Origin of the sequence: Aerosakkonema funiforme FACHB-1375 (assembly GCF_014696265.1) — a bacterium.
In the GTDB taxonomy this organism is placed as follows: Bacteria; Cyanobacteriota; Cyanobacteriia; order Cyanobacteriales; family Aerosakkonemataceae; genus Aerosakkonema; species Aerosakkonema funiforme_A.
In genome coordinates, this window is record NZ_JACJPW010000184.1 from 1 (window position 1) to 10,634 (window position 10,634).

Annotated in this window: 8 protein-coding genes and 2 pseudogenes; 9 read left to right on the forward strand and 1 reads right to left on the reverse strand. The window is 46.1% G+C overall.

Annotated features, from left to right (window positions below):
* Positions 1 to 276 (forward strand): annotated as a pseudogene (locus H6G03_RS35685) (photosystem II D2 protein (photosystem q(a) protein)); the annotation flags it as partial.
* 594 nt (positions 277 to 870) lie between these two features.
* Here H6G03_RS35685 and H6G03_RS35690 read toward each other — a convergent pair.
* Entirely contained in the window at positions 871 to 1,131 is a 261-nt protein-coding gene (locus tag H6G03_RS35690) for a hypothetical protein (RefSeq protein ID WP_190475412.1), read from the reverse strand.
* 75 nt (positions 1,132 to 1,206) lie between these two features.
* Between H6G03_RS35690 and H6G03_RS35695 the strand changes: the two genes are divergently transcribed.
* The 8 genes and pseudogenes from H6G03_RS35695 to H6G03_RS35730 form a co-directional block, all read left to right on the forward strand.
* On the forward strand, positions 1,207 to 3,309 hold the full coding sequence (locus H6G03_RS35695) for an iron uptake porin (protein ID WP_190475429.1): 2,103 nt from the start codon (positions 1,207 to 1,209) through the stop codon (positions 3,307 to 3,309).
* A gap of 504 nt (positions 3,310 to 3,813) precedes the next feature.
* Entirely contained in the window at positions 3,814 to 4,251 is a 438-nt protein-coding gene (locus H6G03_RS35700) for an Rrf2 family transcriptional regulator (RefSeq protein WP_190475414.1), read from the forward strand.
* Between the two features lie 108 nt (positions 4,252 to 4,359).
* A complete protein-coding gene (gene cysK, locus H6G03_RS35705; protein ID WP_190475415.1) occupies positions 4,360 to 5,328 on the forward strand; it encodes a cysteine synthase A in 969 nt (322 codons plus the stop codon).
* Positions 5,329 to 5,450: 122 nt separating this feature from the next.
* Positions 5,451 to 6,152, forward strand: a complete 702-nt coding sequence (locus tag H6G03_RS35710) for a J domain-containing protein (protein ID WP_190475419.1) — start codon at positions 5,451 to 5,453, stop codon at positions 6,150 to 6,152.
* Positions 6,153 to 6,372: 220 nt separating this feature from the next.
* Positions 6,373 to 7,245, forward strand: coding sequence for a 6-pyruvoyl trahydropterin synthase family protein (locus H6G03_RS35715; protein WP_190475421.1), 873 nt, complete (start codon positions 6,373 to 6,375; stop codon positions 7,243 to 7,245).
* A gap of 128 nt (positions 7,246 to 7,373) precedes the next feature.
* Positions 7,374 to 8,144 carry a Uma2 family endonuclease gene (locus H6G03_RS35720; RefSeq protein ID WP_190475423.1) on the forward strand — a complete coding sequence of 257 codons (771 nt, stop codon included), beginning with the start codon at positions 7,374 to 7,376 and terminating at the stop codon, positions 8,142 to 8,144.
* 56 nt (positions 8,145 to 8,200) lie between these two features.
* Positions 8,201 to 9,517, forward strand: a complete 1,317-nt coding sequence (locus tag H6G03_RS35725) for a serine/threonine protein kinase (RefSeq protein WP_190475425.1) — start codon at positions 8,201 to 8,203, stop codon at positions 9,515 to 9,517.
* A 15-nt stretch (positions 9,518 to 9,532) separates the two neighbouring features.
* Positions 9,533 to 10,480 (forward strand): annotated as a pseudogene (locus H6G03_RS35730) (serine/threonine protein kinase); the annotation flags it as partial.
* Between the last annotated feature and the right edge of the window lie 154 nt (positions 10,481 to 10,634).

Sequence of the window (10,634 nt, forward strand, 5' to 3'; positions counted from 1 at the left end):
TCCAACAAGCGCTGGCTGCACTTCTTCATGCTGTTCGTCCCCGTGACCGGCTTGTGGATGAGCGCCGTGGGCATTGTCGGCTTAGCCCTCAACCTGCGGGCATACGATTTCGTATCCCAAGAATTGCGGGCGGCAGAAGACCCAGAATTTGAAACTTTCTATACCAAGAACATTCTGCTCAACGAGGGAATTCGCGCTTGGATGTCTCCTGCCGATCAACCTCACGAACACTTTGTATTCCCTGAAGAAGTACTGCCTCGCGGTAACGCTCTGTAGTACATAGCCCAGCCCATATTGGCGGCTTAGGTCTGCAAACATATAAAAAAAACCCTGCCCATCTACTGGCAGGGATTTTTTTATTAAAGTCCACATTTTTTTCTGCCAGTGTGATACCTTATCAAAAGGTGAACAACACCGACAGCTAAAAAGCTGCCTGTTTGAATAAAGACCGTTCAGGCAACAAGGAGGTGATGCCTATGCAAGATAGTAGTAAAAGCATGGGTCATCAGGTTGTAGTTAACTGGCTGTGCGCCGGGGCTGTTCTCTAGCAGTTACCTTTGTTTCCATAGCGAAATGAGATAACTGCACCTGCTGGGCAGGTCAAAGTTCCTCCCGGCAGTCAAGTTACAATCTGAAGACCCGCTAGACCGCTCTCACTCTAAATAGTGGCAAATTTTTAATCCGTCACTATTGGTGAGAGCGGATAGTTTTTTAGGGTAATATTTCAGGACATAGCAGTTGTTAGATCCCATTTGAAACCAAGACTTATACCACAAAAATCCCATAGGCGAACAAAAACAGGCAGATCGATGGGCGAAAGCAGCTTTAATTTTGTTAATCTATAGTTAATTTAATTGCCAGTCGCCGTTCTCATAAGTAAGGGTATACCCGACGACTGGTTAAACTCATTATACGCAAATAGTAAAATCGGGAATAAAAGCCCAGCATCAAGGTATCCCGTAGTACGATTGTGTTGGGAATACCCGTCGGTCGTCCGGGCAGGGCAGGCGTAAAACTGATGCAACGAAGACGCAACGAGGCTGTCCCTCTGATGGCCACAAGCGAATGAGTTGTATCTGCCGACGTAAAATCTAAATTACGCAAAACTTCCGCTTGCTGTCTGTCTGCCAAAGAGCAGAGTGAGGAGATGGAAGTATGTCACACGAATGTGTAGATTCTCTGTTAAGTGGTGTGAGAAGAGGAAAAATGTCTAACACGTTGTGGAAGTCTGTGCTGTTTAGTCCGGCAATTTTGGGGGCAACCCTCCTACTTGGCTCTTCAGCAATGGCGACTGAAAGCAAAACAACCCCAGAAGTAGCTCAAACTCCAGCTGCTGTAACTCAAAGCCCTGAAGCGCAGCCAGTTGCCGCTGCGCTGCTTGGGATAGATGGGCTGCAACATATAGCTTCACAGACAGTAGAAGAAGAGGCAGCAGCATTATCGACAAATGCTGTTAAAGTCGAACAGCCTTCTGAGCAACCTTTGGCTGAAGCTCACACTCTACAGCAAAAGTCAGTTGCATCTAAGCTAGAAGCAGCCACACAGCCTGCAACTAAATCGCAGCAGAAAACAGTTGCCGATAAAATATCTTCTCCTGCACCGGTATCTGCCAACTTGTCGGAGATCAGGGTAGCTCAAGCAGCACCCAACAGTGAAAGAACGCTAGACCAAATTATCCAGTACGGTAGCGAAGGCACAGGTAACGCAGAAACAGTCGGTCAAGTTACTTCTGTTTCCCAGTTGCGCGACGTACAACCGACTGACTGGGCTTTCCAAGCCCTGCAATCGCTGGTTGAACGCTATGGCTGTATTGAAGGTTATCCCGATCGCACTTATCGCGGCAACCGCGCCCTGACTCGCTACGAGTTTGCTGCCGGATTAAATGCCTGTTTGAATCGGATTCAAGAATTAATTGCCGCCCTACCTCAAGGCGTGACTAGAGAGGATTTAGCCGCTCTGCAACGGTTGCAAGAAGAGTTTGCCGCAGAATTGGCTACTTTGCGCGGTCGCGTAGATGCTCTGGAAGCACGCACGGCTAAACTGGAAGCGCAGCAGTTCTCCACCACCACAAAGCTGAGAGGAGAAGCGATTTTTGCCATATCGGATATTTTTGGCGGTGGCAATATCGGTGAGGGTGTTGACGATGCCAACAATACAGTCTTTCAAGACAGGGTACGTTTAGAATTTCAAACCAGCTTCACAGGTAAAGATATCCTGCATACCCGTTTGGCAGCAGGTAACGCCGTTGCGTTTAATAGCTTACCAGGCCGGGATTTTATCGGTTCGGACGCAGTGTACTCTCGCAATAGCGCTGAAGGTACTCTGCAATTTTTGGCTGGTAGCACTGGCAACAACAATATCGTTTTAGATTGGTTGGCATACGAATTCCCTATATTTGGGAACTCGCGAGCTTACGTAGCTGCTGTTGGCGGACTTCACAACGACTACGCTGACGTTTCCCATCCGTACTTTTACGATGGGGATGGCGGTAATGGCGCTATCTCTACCTTTGCACAAATGAGTCCGATCTATCGGATTGGTGGTGGTGCTGGTGGTGGTATCAGCTTTGCTTTTGGACGCGGCGGTAGCTTTTTCAAACCAAGTTCGCTAACTGTGGGGTATCTGGCAGGCGGTTCGGGTATAAATCGCCCCGGTAACGCTCCTACCAGCGCCAATAGCCCGATCGATACGAACGGCTTGTTGGACGGTAACTACGCGGCTTTGGCACAGTTGAACTTTAGTCTAAGCGATCGCTTGGGCTTGGCTGTAACCTACGTCCACGGTTACCACAACACCGGCAGCGACATCTTCGAGAGCGGTGCAGGTGCGGGGGGTCGCCTTGTAGGTACAACTCTGGCTAACTTACCATCTACGCTTCTGGGCACGTCCACCAATGGCACCACAACTCCTGTGGTGACGAACTCCTACGGAGCCCAAGCAGCTTTTCGACTCAGTAAGAATTTCTCCATCAGCGGCTGGGCTTCGCTGACCGATGCTACCCTCATCCGTCGTGGTACTGCACAAATATGGAGTTACGGACTTGGTATTGCCCTTCCTAACTTGGGTAAAGAAGGTAACGTTTTGGGTCTGTTTGCTGGTGCTGAACCTTATATGACAGGCATAGAAGTTGCAGGGCCCGATCCTCAGTTTAACCGGGATATCCCCTGGCACTTGGAAGGATTCTACAAGTTCCAAGTGTCGGATAATATCTCGGTCACCCCTGGTGTGATTTGGCTAATGGCTCCCGACCAGAACAAGAATAACGATGATATTTTCATCGGTACGCTCAGGACGACCTTCACCTTCTAGGCAATCTAGAACTAACTTAGAACAAAAAAACTACAGCCCCGCTTGAGACGGGGCTTTTTTTTGGAGAGGGAGATGGGGGAGTGGGGGAGTGGGGGAGTGGGAGAGTGGGGGAGCAGAAGAATTAATATTTTTCTTTTCCCTCTTCCCGATTCCCTGTTCCCTGTTCCCTGTTCCCTGTTCCCTGTTCCCTGTTCCCCCTTTCCCCTCTTCCCTAGCCCCTAACCCCTAGCCCCTATATCTGTAGGGAGCGAAGGAAAATAGTATTTGTTTCTAAACCGATAAACTCCAGTGTAGAACCGGGGTATACTGGAGGAAGGAATACCAAGTTGTAGAAAAATTTAAGATTAGGGCAATCGGCAATGGGATAGAAACAATTTTCTCAATTGAGCGTTGAGCTAAACGAAGTAGTTAATTCAAAAGCGATCTCTCATAACTCATCAGTTCCAAACCTCAATCTCAACTGAAGTTCAAACGAAACATCATCAACTGGAAACAATATATACTGTGGAACTCTCGTGTAAAAGTGAATACGCGCTACTAGCTCTTTTGGAGCTGACAATTCACTACCAAAGTGGCGAACCGCTGCAAATTCGGCAGATTGCGGCTCAACAAAATATACCCGATCGCTATTTAGAACAGCTACTGGCTACTTTGAGGCGCTGCGGTTTGGTGCGTAGCCAACGGGGAGCGAAAGGAGGCTACGTGTTGGGTCGGGAACCTTGGAAAATTACGCTTTTAGATGTGGTCTATTGTCTGGAAGGACAGGATTCTCAACCATCTGAGCGCGATTCTGCCCCCAAAACGCTAGAAAGTGCTGTTGTGCGAGAAATATGGCAGGAAGGACTGCAAGCGGCTAATTCCGTTTTGCAAAAATATACACTCCAAGATCTGCGCGAAAAGCGAGATGCTAGGCGTCAGCTAGATATTATGTATTACATCTGAAAAAAAGGGCTAGAGGCTGGGGCGTCGGGAGTCAGGGAAAAAAATAAAATCCTCTGGCAACTGACAACCGATCGCTAAGCACAAACAGTTTACGAGTAATTAAAAAATATGCGGATTGCCCATGACATCACCGAGTTAGTCGGTCTTACACCTCTGGTACAGTTAAATCGCATTCCACAAGCAGAAGGCTGTGTGGCGCAAATCGTGGTGAAGTTGGAGGGAATGAACCCAGCATCTTCCGTCAAAGACCGGATTGGCGTCAGCATGATCGATAAGGCAGAAGAGGAAGGGCGAATCACACCCGGTAAAACGATTTTGGTGGAACCTACTTCTGGAAATACGGGAATTGCGCTGGCAATGGTTGCTGCGGCTAGGGGTTATCGGCTAGTATTAGCGATGCCTGAAACGATGAGCAACGAACGACGGGCAATGTTGCGAGCTTACGGAGCGGAATTGCAACTGACTCCTGGAATTGAAGGGATGAGCGGTGCAATTCGGAAAGCGCAGGAGATTGTGGACACAACTCCGAATGCTTATATGTTGCAACAGTTTCGCAATCCGGCTAACCCGCAAATTCATCGGGAGACGACAGCTGAAGAAATTTGGCAAGATACGGATGGACAGGTGGATATCCTGGTAGCTGGTGTGGGTACGGGCGGTACGATTACTGGGGTGGCGGAAATCATCAAACAGCGGAAACCTTCGTTTCGTGCCATTGCCGTCGAACCTGCTAACAGTCCGGTTCTTGCTGGTGGAAAACCAGGGCCGCACAAAATTCAGGGAATTGGGGCTGGCTTTATTCCCCAAGTACTTAAGGTAGATTTAATTGACGAGACGATCGCTGTCACCGATGAAGATGCGATCGCCTACGGGCGTCGTCTAGCTCGCGAAGAAGGTCTGCTATCCGGTATTTCTAGCGGTGCAGCGCTGTGCGCGGCGATTCGCGTAGCGCAGCGAAAAGAAAATGAGGGACGCCTGATCGTAATGATTCAACCCAGCTTTGGAGAGCGCTATTTGAGTACGCCTTTGTTCCAAGATCCGGAACCCAAATTATCTTCGCTTGGGCTACCCTGGTAGTTCAGAAATCCGATCTTGATAGGTGGGGTACTCGATCGAACCTGCACAAAGGCGATCGGCTTTCCCAATGCTACTGCTATCCACCTATCAAGATCGTATTTTTCCACTACCGAACCACTTTTATGACCGATCTCAATCACTATCAAACCCTGCAAGTCAATCCGCAGGCAACTCAAGCTGAAATTAAACAATCTTATCGCCGTTTGGCAAAGGTTTATCATCCAGATAGCCAGCACAAAGAAGCCAATCACGAACATATCGTTGAGCTTAACGCTGCCTATGAAGTACTTAGCGATCCTCATAAGCGACAGTCATACGATCGACAATTACGCCATCCCTCCGCTACTGCTGCTGGCGATTGGCAACAACGTACTAAAGCAGCGCAAAAACAATACCAAAAACAGCGAAAAAATGCAAGAGATACTGACGAGCAAATTGAGCTATGGTTGCACCAAGTTTATCAGCCTGTGAATCGCCTGCTTTGTCGGATTCTCAATTCTCTGGAGGATAGTATAGAAGAACTTTCTGCTGACCCATTTGACGATCGACTTATGGAAGCTTTTCAAGATTACCTGAAAGAGTGTCGCGACTTTTTAGAGCAAGCTCAGCGTTATTTTCGTTCGATGCCCAATCCCGCCCAAGTCGCTAGCGTGGCGGCAAGTCTTTATTATTGTCTCGATCGAGTTGGGGATGGTATTAACGAGTTAGAGTTCTTCACCTTCAACTACGATGAGAGCTATCTGCACGCAGGTCACGAAATGTTTAGAATTGCCGCTAGATTGCGGCGCGAAGCCCAAGCTGCCTTAAGAAGCGTTGCAGCTTAGCGAAGAAGAAAAGTCAAAAGGAAAAAAGGGGTTAGGGATTAGGGGTTAGGGGCTAGAGGGAACAGGGAAGAGGGAAGAGGGAAGAGGGAAGAGGGAGAGGGAGGAATTTTGACTTTTCCCCAGTCCCTAACCCTAGACCCTTTCCGGGAATTAGTATATTCTAAAACCAGAAGAGTTACGAAACTTTACAATTTCACCTTCGCTCCTCCCAACTGAATTCATGAAATGTATTATCAATCGTCGGGCTCAGTTTTCAGCCAGCCATAGGTACTGGTTGCCAGAATTGAGTGACGCCGAAAACATTAAACGCTTTGGCGCTTCCACCCGCGCACCCGGACACGGACATAATTATGTCCTGTTTGTTTATATGGCGGGCGAACTCGATGAGTACGGTATGGTGCTGAACTTATCTGATGTGAAGCACGTAATCAAGCGAGAAGTTACCAGCCAACTGGACTTTTCCTATCTCAACGAAGTCTGGCCAGAATTTCAGCAGACTTTACCGACTACAGAAAGCATAGCGCGGGTAATTTGGCAGCGGCTAGCTCCTCACTTACCCTTAGTGCGAATTCAACTGTTTGAACATCCAGAACTTTGGGCAGATTATCTAGGAAACGGAATGGAAGCTTATCTCAGCATTGCCACTCATTTTAGCGCCGCTCATCGGCTCGCTCGTCCTGACCTCAGCTACGAAAAAAATTGCGAGATTTACGGTAAGTGCGCTCGCCCCAACGGGCACGGTCACAATTACCATTTGGAAGTGACAGTGAAAGGAGAAATTGACCAGCGCACGGGTATGATTGTGGATTTACCAGCTTTGCAAAAGGTAGTTGACGATTATGTGGTTGAGCCTTTCGATCACACTTTCTTAAATAAAGATATTCCTTACTTTGCAGAAGTCGTTCCTACAGCAGAAAATATTGCTATTCACATCCGGGATTTACTGCAAGAACCGATTCGGGAATTGGGCGCTCAGCTTCACAAAGTTAAGTTGGTGGAAAGCCCCAATAATTCTTGCGAAGTTTATGTTACTCAATCCGAGTCAGGTGCAGTTAATGGCAAGATGAAGGAGCCTGTTTTGATAAGAGTGTAACTTACCTCGTTCCCAGGTTGAACCTGGGAACGAGAAAACGAGAAAAGTAGAATACGCTCGAATTTGCTTATTGAAGTAAAAGTAAGACCTAGTAGCTTCTATCCAATTGCGCCACTATATTAAATATCATGACTTCCATAACAAATTACCCAACAATTATCACAACTTTACCCGACCACACTCAGTTACCGGAGTCAGACGGAACCTTTGTGAAAAATTTTCAAGAACATCCTCAAAGCATTTTGCTAACGGATTCAATTACCTCAGTACTTCAGGAAAGGCATCCAGAGGGACGCTATTGTATCGGTCAAGATTGCGGAATTTATTGGCGTTTAACTGACCCGCCAGAACGAGGAGCCGAAGCGCCAGACTGGTTTTATGTGCCGAATGTACCGGCAACTCTCAACGGCATTGTGCGCCGTTCTTATGTGTTGTGGCAAGAACTGATACCGCCCTTAATTGTTTTAGAATTTGTTTCGGGCGATGGGTCAGAGGAACGCGATAGAACGCCTATTATGCAGGATAGTCAAGAGAATGTTAAACCCGGTAAATTTTGGATTTATGAAAATGTTATTCGTCCGGCATTTTACGGAATTTATGAAGTCAATCGCGCACAGGTAGAAGTTTATCATTTAATGGAGGGTGAGTATCAGTTAGTGGTAGCAAACGATCGCGGTCACTATCCGATTACGCCTTTAGGGGTGGAGTTGGGAATTTGGCAAGGACGCTATCAAAATCTAGAATTACCGTGGCTGCGTTGGTGGAATAGTGAAGGGAATTTGTTGTTAACAGGAGAGGAAAGAGCCGAATTAGAACAGCAAAGAGCCGAACGAGCGGAAGAAAAGCTCGAGCAGTTGCGATCGCAGCTGCGCTCTGCTGGAATTGAACCAGAAGTGTGATATGCTTGTCCCTAGTTTATGGTTCATCGCTATAGGCTAGTGATGGAAACAAAAGCATGGCCGATCGAATACTGGCCGATCGCTATATTATCGATCGACAACTGGGAAAGCAAGCCGGACGACAAACTCTGTTGGCGCGTGACAAACACACTCAAGAGTTAGTTGTCGTCAAACTCCTCACCTTTAGCAAAGACTTTGAATGGGATGACCTCAAACTATTTGAACGGGAAGCCGAAACTCTACAAAGCCTTTCCCATCCCGCTATCCCTCGCTATTTAGATTCTTTTGAAATCGATACCGCATCGGGCAAAAGTTTCGCTTTAGTGCAGAGTTACATCGAAGCCAAATCGCTGGAAGAACATCTATCGAAAGGAAGAACTTTCAGCGAAGCAGAAGTTAAGCAATTAGCCAAAGCTTTGTTAGAAATTTTAACTTATCTGCACAGACGGCAACCACCTGTTATTCATCGGGATATTAAACCTAGCAATATTTTATTGGGCGATAGTTCTAGTAATAGTATCGGTCAAGTTTATTTAGTAGATTTCGGTTCCGTACAAACACTGGCAACTCAAGAAGGTAGAACTGTCACCGTAGTAGGAACCTACGGCTATATGCCACCAGAACAATTTGGCGGACGTGCGGTTTCTGCTTCTGACCTTTACAGCTTGGGAGCAACATTAATTGCTTTGTTAACGCGGTTACATCCCGCCGATTTACCGCAGAAAGATATGCGGATTGAATTTGAGCAAAACTGCAATATCAGTCCCGCTTTTGCTGATTGGTTAAAGTGGATGACAGAACCGAGTTGGGAACGTCGTTTAAATTCTGCACAGTCAGCTTTGTCCGCATTAGAAGAGCAAAAACGCAGACACAGCTACCCAGTCCAAGTAAAACAAATAAAACCAGTATCAACAATTAATTTATTCTGGAATTCCATCTGGCGCAGCACTGTAATGGGAACGCTAGCAGTAGCAGTACAAGCTGCAATTTATAGCACTTGGATAATACCTGGTTATGGAACATTTTTGGGAGGAATCATTGGTGGGTTGACTGGCTTGTTTGTGGGGTTTACAAATGGAATATTAGTAGGAATTTTAACGCGCTTATTTTTCTTCCCGCTTGCCAATCCAAAACTGCACAGGCGAGTCATGAGTGCAGTCAGCAGCTTGGTCTGCACGGCTGTTACTGTAGCCAGCTTTTCTAAGATTCTGGCAATGATGCTTAGTCCTATATTCGCTAGATTTTCTTACTTAGACATTTTTTGGATAATTGCGCCTTCGGTGATTACAGGATTATCGATGGGAGTCCTTAGTAAGTCAATTGCTCGATGGTACGAACGCGAAAGTAGACGACTTAAAGCAAAAGATAGTTGAATGAGGGATAAAAAAATGACAGAGCAAATCTTGGCAGGACGCTATGAAGTTCTGCGACTATTAGGGAAACAGCCAGGAAGACAAACAATATTAGCTCGCGACCGGCAAACTAAAGATTTGGCGGTCATCAAACTGTTATTCCTTGGTAATGATTTTGAATGGCAAGATTTAAAGCTGTTTGAGCGAGAAGCCGAAACTTTAAAAGCGCTTTCCCATCCTGCTATTCCCCGTTACCTCGACTACAGAGAAATAGATTTATCTGACAATAAGGGATTTGCATTGGTGCAAAGTTATGTTGAGGGGAAATCATTGGAAGAACATCTGAAGGCAGGTCGTACTTTTAGTGAAACAGAGGTTAAAGAATTAGCTAAATCTTTGTTAAAAATCCTCATTTACCTGCACGAACAAAACCCGCCTGTAATTCATCGCGATATCAAACCAAGTAATATTATTTTAAATAATCGTTCCGGTCATAGTATCGGTCAAGTTTATTTAGTTGATTTCGGTTCCGTACAGAACCAAGCTGCCAAATTTGGCGGTACGATTACTGTTGTGGGAACTTATGGCTATATGCCGCCAGAACAATTTGGCGGACGCGCTACTCCTGCTTCTGACCTTTACAGTTTAGGCGCAACTTTGATTTATTTGGTAACTGGTAGACATCCAACTGAATTACCGCAAAAAGATTTTCGGATTCAATTTCAAGAGGTTGTTAATCTCAGTCCGGCTTTAGTTGATTGGTTAGAATGGATGACAGAGCCTAGTTTGGATAAACGTTTAAATTCGGCAATTGATGCTCTGTCAGCATTGGAAAATCCTTGCATTAAAAGCCAGGTGACTTTAGCTGTAAAAAAACCAGAATACAGCGATGTTGTTTTGAATAAAAATTTAGATTATATAGAAATTACGCTCCCGCCAAAAGGATTGAATTTTGTCTTAATTAGTTTGGTTAGTTGCATAATACCTCTATCTTTTTGGGCGGGAAATGTTTTACATAGCTATGACGGTAGTAAGTAGTCGGACAAAAGTAATCGACACTGTATGAACTTTTGTTAAGGCACTTGCAGGAGTGCGATCGCTACCCACGGATAGTACAAATGTATTGTAAAAATTGACA

What these genes read in the sequence shown, in the direction of transcription:
- H6G03_RS35695 (WP_190475429.1), top strand. Translation starts at nt 1,207, where the DNA reads ATGTCTAACACGTTGTGGAAGTCTGTGCTGTTTAGTCCGGCAATTTTG.
- cysK (WP_190475415.1), top strand. Translation starts at nt 4,360, where the DNA reads ATGCGGATTGCCCATGACATCACCGAGTTAGTCGGTCTTACACCTCTG.
- H6G03_RS35710 (WP_190475419.1), top strand. Translation starts at nt 5,451, where the DNA reads ATGACCGATCTCAATCACTATCAAACCCTGCAAGTCAATCCGCAGGCA.
- H6G03_RS35715 (WP_190475421.1), top strand. Translation starts at nt 6,373, where the DNA reads ATGAAATGTATTATCAATCGTCGGGCTCAGTTTTCAGCCAGCCATAGG.
- H6G03_RS35720 (WP_190475423.1), top strand. Translation starts at nt 7,374, where the DNA reads ATGACTTCCATAACAAATTACCCAACAATTATCACAACTTTACCCGAC.
- H6G03_RS35725 (WP_190475425.1), top strand. Translation starts at nt 8,201, where the DNA reads ATGGCCGATCGAATACTGGCCGATCGCTATATTATCGATCGACAACTG.